This is a genomic window from Rothia sp. HC945 (assembly GCF_051370785.1).
Taxonomy (GTDB): Bacteria; Actinomycetota; Actinomycetes; order Actinomycetales; family Micrococcaceae; genus Rothia.
In genome coordinates this window covers 402,931-417,207 of the sequence record NZ_JBFCSN010000001.1, presented here as the reverse complement: position 1 = coordinate 417,207, position 14,277 = coordinate 402,931, and the positions used below count along the sequence as shown (strand labels likewise).

At 62.2% G+C, this 14,277-nt stretch carries 12 protein-coding genes; 1 reads left to right on the top strand and 11 read right to left on the bottom strand.

Annotated elements, in window-relative coordinates; genetic code table 11:
- Positions 1-3: 3 nt before the first annotated feature.
- From ctaD to AB0Y14_RS01740, 4 genes are all read right to left on the bottom strand, one after another.
- Positions 4-1,707, bottom strand: a complete 1,704-nt coding sequence (gene ctaD / locus AB0Y14_RS01755; RefSeq protein ID WP_436587565.1) for an aa3-type cytochrome oxidase subunit I — start codon at positions 1,705-1,707, stop codon at positions 4-6.
- A 10-nt stretch (positions 1,708-1,717) separates the two neighbouring features.
- A complete protein-coding gene (gene ctaC, locus AB0Y14_RS01750; protein ID WP_436587564.1) occupies positions 1,718-2,575 on the bottom strand; it encodes an aa3-type cytochrome oxidase subunit II in 858 nt (285 codons plus the stop codon).
- A gap of 294 nt (positions 2,576-2,869) precedes the next feature.
- Positions 2,870-3,232 (bottom strand): HesB/IscA family protein, encoded by a 363-nt coding sequence (locus AB0Y14_RS01745; protein WP_436587563.1) that lies wholly within the window; start codon positions 3,230-3,232, stop codon positions 2,870-2,872.
- A gap of 149 nt (positions 3,233-3,381) precedes the next feature.
- The gene (locus AB0Y14_RS01740; protein ID WP_436587562.1) at positions 3,382-4,803 is read right to left on the bottom strand and encodes a dipeptidase; all 1,422 of its coding nucleotides are present in this window, start codon (positions 4,801-4,803) and stop codon (positions 3,382-3,384) included.
- A gap of 129 nt (positions 4,804-4,932) precedes the next feature.
- Between AB0Y14_RS01740 and AB0Y14_RS01735 the strand changes: the two genes are divergently transcribed.
- Positions 4,933-5,469 carry a DUF3043 domain-containing protein gene (locus AB0Y14_RS01735; protein WP_238692276.1) on the top strand — a complete coding sequence of 179 codons (537 nt, stop codon included), beginning with the start codon at positions 4,933-4,935 and terminating at the stop codon, positions 5,467-5,469.
- Between the two features lie 90 nt (positions 5,470-5,559).
- On the opposite strand, the gene AB0Y14_RS01730 is transcribed toward AB0Y14_RS01735, so the two are convergent.
- From AB0Y14_RS01730 to AB0Y14_RS01700, 7 genes are all read right to left on the bottom strand, one after another.
- Positions 5,560-6,651, bottom strand: coding sequence for a quinone-dependent dihydroorotate dehydrogenase (locus tag AB0Y14_RS01730; RefSeq protein WP_436587561.1), 1,092 nt, complete (start codon positions 6,649-6,651; stop codon positions 5,560-5,562).
- Between the two features lie 65 nt (positions 6,652-6,716).
- Positions 6,717-7,502, bottom strand: a complete 786-nt coding sequence (locus AB0Y14_RS01725; RefSeq protein WP_436587560.1) for an isoprenyl transferase — start codon at positions 7,500-7,502, stop codon at positions 6,717-6,719.
- On the bottom strand, positions 7,499-8,257 hold the full coding sequence (recO, locus tag AB0Y14_RS01720; RefSeq protein ID WP_178979839.1) for a DNA repair protein RecO: 759 nt from the start codon (positions 8,255-8,257) through the stop codon (positions 7,499-7,501). Before recO ends, AB0Y14_RS01725 begins: the two co-directional genes overlap by 4 nt.
- A 98-nt stretch (positions 8,258-8,355) precedes the next feature.
- Positions 8,356-10,095: a 2-isopropylmalate synthase gene (leuA, locus tag AB0Y14_RS01715; RefSeq protein ID WP_397554688.1), complete on the bottom strand. Its 1,740-nt coding sequence runs from the start codon at positions 10,093-10,095 to the stop codon at positions 8,356-8,358.
- A 230-nt stretch (positions 10,096-10,325) separates the two neighbouring features.
- Positions 10,326-11,807, bottom strand: a complete 1,482-nt coding sequence (locus AB0Y14_RS01710) for an LCP family protein (protein WP_436587559.1) — start codon at positions 11,805-11,807, stop codon at positions 10,326-10,328.
- A 110-nt stretch (positions 11,808-11,917) separates the two neighbouring features.
- Positions 11,918-12,985: a GTPase Era gene (locus AB0Y14_RS01705; RefSeq protein ID WP_436587558.1), complete on the bottom strand. Its 1,068-nt coding sequence runs from the start codon at positions 12,983-12,985 to the stop codon at positions 11,918-11,920.
- A gap of 2 nt (positions 12,986-12,987) precedes the next feature.
- Positions 12,988-14,274 (bottom strand): hemolysin family protein, encoded by a 1,287-nt coding sequence (locus AB0Y14_RS01700; protein WP_129314407.1) that lies wholly within the window; start codon positions 14,272-14,274, stop codon positions 12,988-12,990.
- Positions 14,275-14,277: the final 3 nt, after the last annotated feature.

Below are 14,277 nucleotides of genomic sequence, written 5' to 3'. Positions count from 1 at the left end.
CTCCTACGAGTTGACCGTGGTGGCCTGGCGGGCTGCCGAGGCGACATCGTGGTTGGTGGACAGCTCCGGATGGTGCAGGTCCAGGGCCGGACGCTCGGAACGGATCCTGGGCAGGGCCGTGAAATTGTGGCGAGGCGGCGGGCACGACGTCGCCCACTCGAGTCCACTCCCGAAGCCCCACGGATCGTCGACCTCGACCTTCTTGCCATTGCGGGTGGTGATGTAGACGTTCCAGAAGAACGGCAACATCGAAAGCGCCAGGATCATGGCGCCCACAGTCGAGAACTGGTTCATCCAGGTGAAGCCGTCCTCGGGCATGTAGTCCGCGTAACGGCGGGGCATACCGTCCACGCCCAGCCAGTGCTGGATCAGGAAGGTGGTGTGGAATCCGATGAACAGCATCCAGAAGTGGATCTTGCCCAGACGCTCGTTGAGCATCTTGCCAGTGAATTTCGGCCACCAGTAATAGAGGCCACCGAACATGCAGAACACGACCGTGCCGAAGACCGTGTAGTGGAAGTGGGCCACCACGAAGTAGGAGTCGGAGAGCTGAAAATCCAGCGGGGGAACCGCGAGGATAATCCCGGTGACTCCGCCGAACAGGAAGGTCAGCAGGAAGCCGAAGATCCACAGCAGGGGCGTTTCGAAGGTGAGGGAGCCTTGCCACATGGTGCCGATCCAGTTGAAGAACTTCACGCCCGTGGGGACCGCAATCATCATGGACATGAAGGCGAAGAACGGGAGCATGACGGAGCCCGTGACGTACATGTGATGGGCCCACACGGTGACGGACAGCGCCCCGATCGCGATGGTCGCGTAGACCAGGCCCTTGTACCCGAAGATCGGCTTCCGGGAAAAAGCGGGGATGATTTCGGAGGCGATGCCGAACATGGGCAGGGCCAGAATGTAGACCTCGGGATGCCCGAAGAACCAGAAGAGGTGCTGCCACAGAATCGAACCACCGTTGTCGGCGTCGAAGATGTGGCCGCCGAGCCTGCGGTCCATACCGAGGGCGAACAGCGCCGCCGCAAGCGGCGGGAAGGCCATGATGATCAGGATCGCCGTGACCAGGGCCGTCCAGGTGAATGGGGGAACCCGCCACATCGTGAGCCCAGGGGCACGCATGCACAGGATCGTGGTGATGAAGTTGAGACCACCCATGATGGTGCCGAACCCCTGGAGCGCGAGACCGAAGACCCAGAGGTCACCGCCCACGCTCGGGGAGTAGGTGGCGGAACTCAGCGGTGAGTAGGCAAACCACCCGAAGGCCGCCGCGCCCTGCGGGGTGATGAATCCGGCGAGCGCAACCAGCGAGCCGAAGAGGAAGAACCAGAACGCCAGGGCGTTGAGCCGCGGGAAGGCGACGTCGGGGGCACCGATCTGCAGAGGCACGATGACATTGGCCATCCCCACGAACAACGGTGTGCCGAACATCAGCAGCATGAGTGTGCCGTGCATGGTGAACAGCTGGTTGAACTGTTCCTTGGTCTCCAGGATCTGCATCCCGGGCTCAAACAGCTCCATGCGCATGATCAACGCCATGATTCCCGCCAGCAGGAAGAACGTGAAGGACGTGATGATGTACATGTAGCCGATGGTCTTGTGGTCGGTCGAAGTCAACCAGCTGACAACGATCCGACCCCGCGAGCGGGGTACGGTGCGTTGCGCAACCGTTGTTTCTTCAGCTGAATACTCGAGTGTTGACACCGGTACTCCCCTACTTCGATTCGTTCATGTTGGGATTGCGGTTGTACTCATCGCCCAGGCGGCCATTGTTGCCCTGGTCCTTGAGGTCTTGCATGTGCTGGTCGTATTCCGCCTGGGACACAACCTTCACGTTGAAGAGCATCTCGGAGTGGTACTCACCGCAGAGCTCGGCGCACTTGCCCTGATAGTCACCGGGGCCGCCGGTCTTGAAGTCCATGTAGTTGGTCTGACCCGGGATGGTGTCGATCTTCTGCAAGAATGCCGGCACCCAGAACGAGTGGTTCACATCGCGGGACTTGAGCTGGAGCTCAACCTGGGTGTTCTCGGGCAGGTAGAGGGTCGGCAACTTGTCTTCCTTGCCGGGTTGGCCGTCAAGACCTGCCTGCGTGCCCGAGGTGTAGGTGTCGCTGTCCAGGTAGTTGAAGTCCCACGCCCACTGCTTGCCGTAGACCTCGACTGTGACGCCGGGATCGTCCCAGCGGCTGTCGACGGAACGCTCTGCTTTGTCGGAGAAGGCGAAGAGGCCCACGATCAACACAATCGGGATGACCGTGTACATGATTTCGAGAGGAAGGTGGTAACCCAGCTGGCGTGGGTACCCGGTCTCGCCTTTGCGGCGGCGGTACGCGATGATGCACCAGAGCATGAGGCCCCAGGTAACAAGACCAACGGCCAGTGCAGCGATCCAGGAACCGATCCAAAGATCCATGATCGTGTCGACGTTGTCGGTCGTTCCGCGCTTGGTCGGCAAGAACCCGACCTTGGCAGTGTCCGAACAACCCGTCAACAGCAGCGTGGCGGCCGCGGTCGCGCCAATGGCTACGATGCCCTTGGTGCGGCTGCTACCGGTTCGTTTCTGCGAACTCACAGACTGCCCTTCCTCTAATATCCGTGCGTGTGATGAACACTCGCTCTCCCACCGCTGATGTGTGGTCGGGCCATAGCGTTCCTGTCTCGGTACGAGCTTACTCGCACCTGCGGATTCCCGCTGACAGTGTGTCACCACAGTATCCCGAAAACGGAGTGGGATTCAGCTTCGACATGGCCGCCATGAGCGTGTTGGAGCCCGCATTACCGACTTCTACAAGCCTATGGCCCGGCAGTTCCCCTGCCGGGAACCACCGGGCCATATTACGCATCGACCGGACGCGATCTATGTCACTCAGTTGAAGGAGTCACCGCATGCGCACGATCCCTGAGCATTCGGGTTGTCGATGGAGAACCCTTGCTTCTGGATAGTGTCCTCGAAATCGATCGTGGAGCCCTCGAGGTAAGGGGTGCTCATGCGATCAACGATCACCTCGACGCTGTTGAAATCGCGTACGGCGTCGCCGTCGAGCACGCGCTCGTCGAAGTACAGCTGGTAGATGAGACCCGAGCAACCACCGGGCTGGACGGCGACGCGCAGTCGAAGATCCGTGCGTCCTTCCTGCTCCAGAAGTGCGCGGACCTTCTCCGCCGCGCCATCGGTGAGATTCACACCGTGAGTCGGCATCTCGGTCTTCGTATCGGGTGCAACAGTCATATCGCGACCTGCCTTTCTGCTCGCCTCAAGCCTAGCCATTGCTCTCGGGCCAGTGTAACCCCGCAGACAGCGGATCTATTCCTCGGCAGAAGCCGAGGACGATCGGGCCCGCGGTCAGGACGGATTCCCGCGCCAGACGTGGACCGGGACTACAGTTTTGCGTTCATTCGGGACAGGAAGAGCGCCTCGGACTCGATGGCGCGCTGGAAATCGGGGATGTAGAGAGACTCGTTGGCGCTGTGTGCCCGAGTGTCAGGATCCTCGATGCCCGTGATGAGAATCGCCGCATCGGGGAACGTCCGGGTCAGCGACGCGACGAACGGGATGGATCCTCCCATGCCCATCAACGCGGCGTCGGTGCCCCACGCATCCCGCATGGAATCCAGCACCGCACGGGCAGGTTCGCTGGTCACATCCGATTCGAAGGGCTGGCCTGCCTCGCCGCCGTCGTATTCCACGGTCGACCCCCACGGAGCGTGCTCGGACAAGTGCTTTTCGAAGAGTCGATGCGCTTCGTGAGGATCCTGGCCAGGGGCCAGTCTGAGGCTGACGCGGGCGCGGGTACTGGCCGCCATCGTGTTCGAGGACTGATCCACCGAGGTGATGTCCATTCCGATCACGGACAGGGCAGGCTGGTTCCAGAGTCGGGACGAAATACTGCCTCGTCCCGTCAGCCGGAAGTTCTCCAGCGCACCGGCGTCCTCACGGAAATCCTTCTCGGCGTAGTCGAGGTCGGGTTCCTGACCCCGAACCAGTCCTTCGATTGCGACGGCGCCGTCGTCGTCGTGCAAGGAGGCCAGGAGCCGGACCATCGCCGTGTTCGCGTCGACCAGAGGTCCACCGAACATTCCGGAATGCAGGGCATGGTCCAGGGTCCGCACCGTAATCGTTCCGGAGATGACACCGCGCAGGCTCGTGGTCAGGGCAGGGACTCCCGCCCGCCAGTTCGAGGAATCTGCCACGACGATGACATCCGCCTGCAGCTTGTCCCGATACATCTCGAGAAAGTTCACGAAACTCGGCGAGCCCGCTTCTTCCTCGCCCTCGATGAAAAGAGTGATGCCGATCCCGAGATCGTCGCCGAGCACGTCATCGACGGCTTGCACCGATGCCAGGTGGGTCATCAGACCGGCCTTGTCATCCGCGGCGCCCCGCCCGAAGAGCCGGTCCCCCTGTCGCGTCGCGACCCAGGGATCGGTGTTCCAGTCGGCGGCATCGCCCACGGGCTGGACGTCATGGTGCGCGTACAACAGGACCGTGGGGTATCCGGGCTTCGGGTGTTTTCTCGCGACGACGGCGGGCATGCCTTCGCCGCCCTCCGGCTTGGGAGCCGTCAGGATCTCGACGTCGTCGAAGCCGCCGTTGCGGGCCATTTCCGCGACGCGTTCGGCGCTCTCCCGAACGCGGGAGAGATCGTGGCTTTCCCAGGCGACCGACGGGATGGACACCAATCCCTCGAGAGTCGAGAGTGTGGCATCGAAATTCGTCTCCACGTGTGCCTTGACCTCGGTTGTGACCGAAGATTGAGGGTTGGCTGCCTCGCTCGTGCTCTTCTCAGCGTTTTTCTCCATATGCGCCACTGTATGCTCCGGGCTGGTCGGAAGATAACAGGGCGCGCCATCAAGTATCCTGGTCGAGTGTTCGGAAGCAAGAAGAAATCCTCAGCCGCAAGTGACACGGCAGATCAGTCATCGGAGCCGATGAATTCTGCCGATCAGACGATGCCTCAGGGCAAGGGCCGCCCCACTCCCACGCGCCGAGAGCGCGAGGCGGCGCGCAAACGGCCTCTCGTCCCCGACGACCGCAAGGAGGCGAAGCAGAAGGAACGGGAAGCCGCCAGGGAAGCACGCCTTCGCCAGAACCAGGCGATGCAGACCGGCGATGACCGTTACCTTCCGGCTCGCGATCGCGGCCCGCAACGTCGCTACGTTCGCGACTACGTCGACGCCCGGTTCAACGTCGGCGACTACTTCATCATCATTCTGATCGTGATCTTCGTGCTGGGGCTCGTGATGCCCTTGCCGATCCAGCAGTACACGATTTACGTCATGTGGATCTTCATCGCGATCTGGATCCTCGATTTCTTCCTGTTGTGGCGAAAGCTCAAGAAACTCGTCGTGGCCAAGTTCGGTTCGGTCGAACCGGGATCCGCCATGTACGTGTTCAACAGGGTCATGATGATTCGCAAGCTGCGGATGCCGAAGCCCCAGGTCAAGCGCGGGGAATACCCCTCCTGATCGATCCTGGGCTATCCTTGTCGGCACTGAGGGCGGCGGACCACGAAGAAGTGGTCCGCCGCCCTCAGTCGTGCACGGGCGCCCTCATCGTCAGTGTCCGCGGTGCTTCATCTGCTTCTTGAGACGCCGATTGATGGTGGCGGCCCAGAACGGCCCCTCGTAGAGAAAAGCCGTGTACCCCTGGACCAGAGTTGCGCCTTGTCGGAGGCGTTCTGCAACGTCGTCGCCAGAGGTGACACCCCCGACCGAAATGATCGTCATGTCCGGTCCCACACGTTCCCGCACCATCGCCAGGACCTCCGATGACCGCGCCGCTACCGGTTTCCCGGACAGCCCACCGGCACCGCACGACTCGATCTCCTCGGTTGTTGACCGGAGACCAAGGCCTTCCCTCCGGATGGTGGTGTTCGTCGCAATGATTCCTTCGAGACCGAGCTCGACCGCCAGGTCAGCAATCGCGGCGATGTCCTCGTCCGACAGGTCGGGGGCGATCTTGACCAATACGGGCACATGCCGGCCCGCCGCCTTGTCCGCTTCCTCCGACACGGCGCTCAGCAGCGGCCGGAGAGCATCGATGTGCTGAAGATCGCACAGGCCGGGCGTGTTCGGCGAGCTGACGTTGACCGCAAGGTAATCCGCCTGGGGCGCCAGGGTTCGAGTGCTGTGGAGATAGTCATCGATGGCTTCGTCGACCGGCACCACCTTGGTCTTGCCGATGTTGACGCCGACAATCGGTCGGGTGCCCCGTTCGTAGTCGTGCCACAGGTCCGCGTGGGCGGCGGCGAGACGAGGGCCGATCTGGTCGGCGCCGTCATTGTTGAATCCCATTCGGTTGATCACGGCTTTGTCCTTGATCAGGCGGTGGAGACGAGGACGAGGATTTCCGGGTTGGGGTCGGCCCGTCACGGTGCCCACCTCCACGTGGCCGAATCCCAGATCGGTCAGCGCGTTGATCCCTGTCGCTCCCTTGTCGAAGCCCGCCGCCAGCCCGAACGGCGAAGGGAAAGTCAGGCCCATGGCTTCCGTTCGCAGGGACGGATCGGGTGCGGTGATGCGACGGAGGATGCGAGACACGCCCGATGCCCGGCATGCCCTGATGGCAGCGAAACCGAGAGCATGTGCCTTCTCGGCGTCCATGCGGGTGAACACTGCTTTGAAAAAGGCTGGATAGAGTTTGGCCACGACGTCTCCTGAACGCACGACGGATGGTTGAACGTTAACTTATAGTTTAAGGATGCGGATTAAACTTATACTTTAGGTTTGGATACGGAATCGATGGCTCCCCCGTATCTGCGATCCCGTTGGGCATATTCTTCGACGGCGTCCCACAGGACCAACCGATCGACGTCCGGCCAGAGGATGTTCATGAACACCATCTCGGCATAGGCGCTCTGCCACAACAGGAAGTTGGAGAATCTCTGCTCTCCCGATGTCCTGAGGAACATGTCCACGTCCGGCAGGTCCGGTTCGTCCAGGTATCGGGCGAATGTCTTCTCGTTCACCTGGCCCGGTTTGATCTTTCCCGCCGCGGCATCGGCGGCGATCGTGGCTGCGGCGTCGGCGATCTCGGCCCTGCCCCCGTAGTTCACGCACATGACCAGGGTGCAGACCGAGCTGCCTGCCGTCTCGCGTTCGCAGACCTCGAGCTGACGGATGACGGATTTCCACAGTTTGGGGCGACGTCCTGCCCATCGGATGCGGACTCCCCACGATTTCAAAGTCTCGAGTTGGCGTTCGAGCACATCCCCGCAGAAGGTCATCAGGAAGTTGACCTCATCCAGGGAGCGCTTCCAATTCTCCGTGGAGAACGCATACGCGCTCACCACAGGTATTCCCATCTCGATCGCTCCGGCCACGACGTCCAGGAGGGCCCGCTCCCCTGCTTTGTGGCCCTCATTGCGCGGGAGCCCCCGTTCGTTGGCCCACCTGCCATTGCCGTCCATGACGACGGCCACGTGCCGTGGAACGAATTTCTGGGGTATAGACGGTGCGCTCTGGCCGGAAGGGTGCGGATAGGGGGTCTGAGCGGTCATGAGGTCCTTTCGAGCAGAGCAAAAGAGCGGAACTCGCGTTCCAGGTGCCACTGTACATAACGCCTCAGGAGGGCTCCGACCCGCTGACCCGCGGTGGGATCCCCAATGCCTTGGAGAACTTCCCAGGACCCTGTGGCGACGCCACGCAAGTACTGCATCATGTCCCCGCTCAGGGGCCGGTCCCCTGCTTGAGCACATTCGGTACAGACGATCCCTCCTCCGGCCATGGACCATGACACAAGACCGTCCCGAGTGCCGCAACGCACGCAGGCCTCCGTCTCGATGTACCAGCCCGCGATCCGCATGGACCGTGCGAGGTAGGAATTCAGCACGTCCTGTGCGGCGTGCGTTCGTCGTGCCAGGGCCGAGAGAGCGCCCGCGGTCAGGGCAAAGATTTCGGAGGCAGTCTCGCCGTCGCCCTGGGCCACGTACTCAGCCACCTCGGCGATCGCAGAGGCGTGGGTGTAGGCATCATAGTCCGCAACGATCGGGGCGGCGTAGGCCTTGCGGGTCACGGCCTGGGTCACCGTATCCAGATTGCGCCCGTGGACCAGCGACACGTCGCTGATCATGAAGGGCTCGAGACGGGCTCCCAGTTTGGAACTGCTGCGGCGGACGCCCTTGGCCACGGCCCGGAGGAGTCCGTGGCCCGACGACAGGCAGACGACGATCCTGTCCGACTCTCCCAAAGGGTAGGTGCCGAGAACGATCACGGTCTCTCGGTACGTCCTGGAAGCAGCTGTTGTGGTCGGCACGGACCCATTGTCCCACGCCCTGAGGGCAGCAGGACGACGCCGTGGGCACGAGGTTCTCCTCCGACGTCGTCCTGCGGGCCCTGCAAGGACGGGATCTCTTACCTGAGGGCCCTGTTCACGGCCGAGATGAGTGCTTTCAGGCCGGCTCGAGTGGTGTTGGCATCGATACCGATGCCCCACAGGACCCTGTCACCGACGGCGGCCTCGACGTAGCTCGCGGCCTGGGCATTCTCACCCGCCGACATCGCGTGCTCCGAATAGTCCATGACGCGAACGTCGACTCCCTCGTGGGCCAGGATCCGCGTGAGCGCGTCAATCGGGCCGTTGCCCACCGCCGAACGCTCGACCTGTCGGTCGTTGACGTCCAGCTTGATGCGCAGCGTCGTGTCGCCGGTATCCGTGGCTTCTGTGGTCATCGAGGCGATGCGGAACTTGCCCCAGCGACGTTCACCATGGTCTTCCTCGGCGGGCAAGTACTCGTCCTTGAAGATATCCCACAGGGCGACGCTGGTGATTTCGCCGCCCTCGCTGTCGGTGCGATTCTGCACGACGCCCGAGAACTCGACCTGAGCCCGCTTGGGCATGTCCAGGCCCTTCTGCTGCTTGAGCAGGTATGCGACACCGCCCTTGCCCGACTGGGAGTTCACTCGGATCACGGCCTCGTAGTTCCGACCCAAGTCCATGGGATCGATGGGCAGGTACGGGACCGCCCATTCGGTCTCCTCGACCTTCTGGTCCTTGGTCTTCGCATCGGCCTCCATGGCCTCGAAGCCCTTCTTGATGGCGTCCTGGTGCGATCCCGAGAAGGCCGTGAAGACCAGGTCACCGCCGTACGGCGACCGCTCGTGGACCTTGATCTGGTTGCAGTATTCGACGGTCTGACGAATTTCCTCGATGTTCGAGAAGTCGATTTGCGGGTCGATGCCCTGCGTGAACAAATTCAGGCCCAGCGTGACCAAATCGACGTTGCCGGTACGCTCGCCATTACCGAACAGGCAACCCTCGATCCGGTCCGCACCGGCCAAAAAGCCCAACTCGGCGGCGGCAATGCCCGTGCCCCGGTCGTTGTGAGGGTGGAGCGAGAGAATGACGTTGTCCCTGTTGTCCAGGTTCCGGTTCATCCACTCGATCGAATCGGCGTACACGTTCGGTGTCGCCATCTCCACGGTGGCAGGCAGGTTGATGATCACCTGGCGGTCGTCGCCGATACCCAGCTCATGGGTGACGGCGTTGGCAACACGTGCCGCGTACTCGACCTCGGTGCCCGTGTAGGACTCCGGCGAGTACTGGTACGTGATCGGAACCGGGGTGCTCAACTGTTCCTCGTACTTGGTGCACATGCGGGCACCGTTCAGCGCGATGTCCATGATGCCGTCCTGTGACTCCTTGAACACCACGCGGCGCTGGAGCACCGACGTCGAGTTGTAGAAGTGCACGATGGCCGAGGGTGCTCCCTCGATGGCCTCGTAGGTCCTTTCGATCAAATGCTCACGGCACTGGGTCAGAACCTGGATCGTGACGTCGTCGGGGATGTAATGGTCCTCGATCAGGGTGCGCACGAAATTGAAGTCGGTCTGTGAGGCGGCCGGGAAACCCACCTCGATCTCCTTGTACCCCATGGCGACGAGCAGGTTGAACATCGTCAGTTTTCGGTCCGTGTCCATGGGATCGACCAGGGCCTGGTTCCCATCACGGAGATCGACGGCGCACCAGCGGGGCGCGTGCGTCATGACCTTGTCCGGCCAGGTGCGGTCAGGAAGGCTGACGGAAATTTCCTCGTGGTACGGGCGATATTTGTGGATCGGCATGCCCGAGGACTTCTGCGGGTGAATCAACATGAGTGACCTCTCGAAAATGTGTTCAGGGGTTGCGGCCGGCGCAACTGACCTCCGCAGCGAGGTGTCGGCCTTGTGGGATTACGAGGCCTCGCTGCGGCACATAAGGAGGAGGTTCATTGTTGTATGACTCACGAGAATCAAAGTATCACTCGCCTGGGACGCCACGCGCGACCGGCCCCGTGCCGTCCCACAATGTGGACGTCGCGGGGCCTGGTCGATGTCGGCGGGGATCAGTAGGAGAACGTCTGCTGGCAGGTCTGCTGATCAGCGGTCTGCCCGTTGGCGCCGCCCACGATCGAGGAATCGTCCTTCTTGACGGTATCCCCGGACGTGAAGTCCTGGCCCACCGTCACGCCGATACCCGAGATCGCGGAGCTCTCAACCACCTGGTCCTGGGAGACTCCGAACCTGTTGGCGATCTCCTGGGCCTGATCCTGGTAGCCGGGGGCGTACTGGATGGTCGTGGACTCCGACGGTTGCCCCAGGTCCTGGTAGGTCACGTTGGAATATCCCATCTCCTCGACCTTGCCGCTCAGGGACTTGGCCCGGCCCTCGGCACCCGAGGCATCCGTCATCGCAACCGGTGCGGAACGGTCGATGTCCTTTTTCTCCTCGTCTCCCCCGCCCTGGGAAGAGTCGTCGTTCTTGTCGGCCAGCGATCCGTCCTTCTGGAGTGTCTTGAACACCTGATCGGATTCGGCGGACAGTTGCAACTTGTTCTCGTCATTGACGTACGGCTCGGTCGGCGCAGTCGCGAAGACGATGTCGGACAGATCCACGCCCGAGAGAATCTTTCCGATGTCGACGAAGGTCGCAGGATCCGTGAACCCGTTGTCCACGGTGACGTTCTGCGTGATGGCTTCCGCAATGCCGTACATCTTGCCGGGGTTCGACAGCGTTCCCTGCTCCTTGACCTTCCTCATGAGGGAAGCCAGGAAGCCCTGCTGGGCCTGGATGCGGCTGGTATCGGACCCGTCGCCGAAACCATGACGCGACCGCAAGAAGGACAGTGCCTGCTCGCCCTTGACATCGGAATGTCCCGCCGGAAGGTCCAATCCCGAGTACTCGTCCTTGACGGGTCGCGTGACGCACACGTTGACGCCTCCCACGACCGTGCTGAGCTGCTTGACCGCGTTGAAGTCAACGAGCATGAAGTGGTCGATATTGACGCCGGTGATCTTGTTGATCGTCGCCACGGTGCACCCCGGTCCCCCGTTGTTGAGGGACTCGTTGATCTGGGTGTCCTCGGACGGCGGGTACGTTTTTCCGTCGGAGCCCTTGCATTGCGGAATGTCCACCATGAGATCGCGAGGGAAGGACAGGACGTTGACCTTCTTGTGGTCTTCGCTGATCTGCATCAACATCATGACGTCGGACCTGGCGCCGCCTTCGGCGTCCGCTTGGTCTCCGTAGTCTCCGTTGTTGCCCGTACGGGTGTCCGAACCGATCACGAGGATGTCCAGAGGACCGTCCGAGAGCTCCTTGTCGCCATTCATCCCCGAGCCCAGATTCAATGCTTCGGTCGAGACGTTGGACCGCAAACGCATTGCGGCAAAGCCGCCAGCGCCCATGACGACGATCAACAAGCCTACGCAGCACAGCGAGAGCCAGAGGCCACGCTTCGACTTCTGCGCACGGTTCTTGTAGTGGCGACCGCGGGGATCGACGCGCGGCGTTCGCGCTTCATTCGATGTCTCGGGCGACTGGGGCACAAACATTCCTCTCGAAAAGGCCTCAAAATTCTTAAGACACTGTACGGGGCCGGGTCGTCAGATTCCCAACCCTTCCGCGCAGAGTTTTCTTCCTCTTCCGTGTGAATGTGCTAGAAGCCGAGCCGTCCCAGGGCCCTCGGATCACGTTGCCAATCCTTGGCCACCTTGACGTGGATGCTCAGATAGACTTTGGCGCCCAACAACGGCTCGATACCTTGCCGCGCCTTGGTTCCGATCTCGCGCAACCGCGACCCGCCTTTGCCGATGATGATCGCTTTCTGGGAATCCCGCTCCACGAAGAGGTTCACGTGGACATCCACCATGGGGTCGTCCTCGGGACGGCCCTCGCGGTCGTTCATTTCTTCCACGGTGACGGCCACGGAATGGGGCAACTCGTCGCGGACTCCCTCGAGTGCGGCCTCACGGACGAGTTCGCCGACCATCACGGCCTCGGGCTCATCGGTGAGGTCGCCATCGGGGTAGAGCGGCGGAGAATCTGGCAGGTGGTGGCTCAGGACCTCGGACACGCCGTCGACCTGGTAGTCCTTGACCGCCGAGACCGGAATGATGTCGGCCCAGCCGCCCTGGCCGTCGTCGGCGGGCTGCGAGGACGAGACGGCGTCCATGGTCTGTTCGGCGCGATCGTCGACCGTTGTTCCCCCGCGACGACGGGACCGACGCTGGGCACGCTCCGCGCGGGCGCGTCTTTCGGCCGTCATGACCTCATTGCCGAGGGCCGTGACGGCGACGAGCTGTTCGGCAAGACGGTCCGAAGGGACCTTGTCGGCCTTCGTCACGATGGCGACGATCGGCTTGTTGCCTGCAGCCGCGAGTTGGGCGGCAATGTACCGATCACCGGGACCGATCTTCTCGTCGGCAGGGATGCAGAAACCGATGACGTCCACCTCGGACAGCGTCTCGGCAACGAGGTCGTTCAGACGCTCGCCCAAGAGGGTGCGGGGACGGTGCAGTCCTGGCGTGTCGATCAGGATCAGTTGCGAGTGCTCCCGGTGCACGATGCCGCGAATCGTGTGACGGGTCGTCTGGGGTCGGTTCGATGTGATCGCGACCTTCTGACCGACCAGTGCATTGGTCAACGTGGATTTTCCCGCGTTCGGTCGACCCACCAGGACGGCGAATCCGGCGACGTAGTCCTCCGGTACGCTTGCAAATTCCATATTCATTCCTCCGGGGTCTCCTGCCCGTCGCTGTCTTCCTCCGAGGGTTCCCGCCACGCGAGCACGGTGCCGACCCGGTTCCGCCGTCCTTCGAGTTTAACCGCTTTGAGCCGAATCCCGTAGATCGCGGCGGTCGATCCGACGATCGGGACTCGTCCCAGCGCCTTGGCCAGAAGGCCCCCGACGGAGTCGACGTCGTCGTCCTCGAGGTCGATATCGAACAGTTCGCCGAGGTCCCCGACGCTCATGCGGGCCGAGACACGGTACGCGTCGCCTTCGGGTGTCACCTCCGGTTCGACCGTGTCGTACTCGTCCACGATCTCCCCGACCAGCTCCTCGATCAGATCCTCGAGCGTGACCAATCCGGCCGTTCCGCCGTATTCGTCGACGACGACGGCCACGTGAGTGCCTTCCCTCTGCATTTGGGGAAGCAGCTCCGAAACCTTCTGGGACTCCGGGACGAATCGCGCCGGCCTGAGCAACTCCTGAACGCTTGCCCCGGTCCGACGGTCCTGCCGGGGCAGGATGGCCTCCGCAACGTCCTTGAGGTACAGAAAGCCCCGGACGTCGTCGAAATCCTCGCCAAGAACCGGTATACGGGAGTAACCCGAACGGAGAAACAGATTGAGGGCGTTCTCCACGGTGTCGTCCAGGTCGAACGTCACGGTGTCCGTCCGAGGGACCATGACCGCGCGGATACGGGTGTCGTCCAGTTCGAAGATCGAATGCAGCATCGCCGCCTCGCTGTCCTCGATGACGTCCGTCCCGCTGGCCCGGTCGACGAATTCGCGCAATTCTTCTTCCGTGAAGAACCCCGCGTTCTCGTCCTCGGGCTGCGAGAATGCCGATCCGCCACGCATGAGCCATCGAGGCAGTGGGCCCAGAATTGCGGTAATCACCAGAAGGAACCCTGAAGTTCTCGCGGCAACGGTCAACGGATGCGATCGTCCGACGTGGCGGGGCGAAACCCCGATCAGCACGAATCCGAGCAACGTGGCAATCACGACGGCGATCAGCGCGGAGAGCCACACCATCGGGATGAATTGCAGGAACAGGATCGTCAGAATCACCGAGACCAGGGACTCGCAGAAAATGCGGGCGAACCTCAGGGCGTGCATGCATGGTCGGGGATCCTCGAGAACCTTTTTCAGGCTCCGACGCGCGTCGGCCTGCGAGGCCTTTTCGGCATCGTGTCGAGGGAGGTAGGTGAAAGCTGATTCCGCGGCTGTCAGGACGAACGCGACGCCCAGCAGCAGCAGTGTCGCCAAGGCGAGAAGTGCCGTGATCATGCC

Excerpts from the sequence above, each read along its gene's own strand:
- AB0Y14_RS01745 (WP_436587563.1), bottom strand. The coding sequence starts at position 3,232 with ATGACTGTTGCACCCGATACGAAGACCGAGATGCCGACTCACGGTGTG.
- AB0Y14_RS01740 (WP_436587562.1), bottom strand. The coding sequence starts at position 4,803 with ATGGAGAAAAACGCTGAGAAGAGCACGAGCGAGGCAGCCAACCCTCAA.
- AB0Y14_RS01735 (WP_238692276.1), top strand. The coding sequence starts at position 4,933 with ATGAATTCTGCCGATCAGACGATGCCTCAGGGCAAGGGCCGCCCCACT.
- AB0Y14_RS01725 (WP_436587560.1), bottom strand. The coding sequence starts at position 7,502 with ATGACCGCTCAGACCCCCTATCCGCACCCTTCCGGCCAGAGCGCACCG.
- leuA (WP_397554688.1), bottom strand. The coding sequence starts at position 10,095 with ATGTTGATTCACCCGCAGAAGTCCTCGGGCATGCCGATCCACAAATAT.
- AB0Y14_RS01705 (WP_436587558.1), bottom strand. The coding sequence starts at position 12,985 with ATGGAATTTGCAAGCGTACCGGAGGACTACGTCGCCGGATTCGCCGTC.
- AB0Y14_RS01700 (WP_129314407.1), bottom strand. The coding sequence starts at position 14,274 with ATGATCACGGCACTTCTCGCCTTGGCGACACTGCTGCTGCTGGGCGTC.